The following is a 278-nucleotide window of genomic DNA, read 5'->3' as shown; positions in this document are numbered from 1 at the left end:
CATGCTGTGGTCCGACAATGGCTGCTCGGCATAGAGCTCCTGCGCGAACTGCACGTTGAAGCGCCAGAAGTCGATGAGCTCGCAGGTGGCGTCGATTTCCGCCTGGTGCACCGTCTTGGCCTGACCCAGCATGGTGGCCGCAAGCAGCGTGTCGCGCCACGTGGTGGTCAGCAACTCGGCCGCGCGCAGGAACACCGCCGCGCGGTCTTCCCAGCGCCAGCTCGCCCACTCGGCGCGTGCCGTGGCGGCAGCCGCGATGGCCTCGCGCACGTTGTCGG

The 278-nt window shown here is 68.7% G+C and carries 1 protein-coding gene; it reads right to left on the bottom strand.

Annotated features, from left to right (window positions below):
* The coding region (locus tag ACS2QP_RS27590) for an aldehyde dehydrogenase family protein (RefSeq protein ID WP_438883037.1) at window positions 1-278 on the bottom strand (278 nt) is incomplete at both ends.

This window comes from Bacillus cereus group sp. Bce019 (assembly GCF_051781745.1).
Taxonomy (GTDB): Bacteria; Bacillota; Bacilli; order Bacillales; family Bacillaceae_G; genus Bacillus_A; species Bacillus_A cereus.
This window is presented reverse-complemented; position numbering and strand designations above follow the sequence as displayed.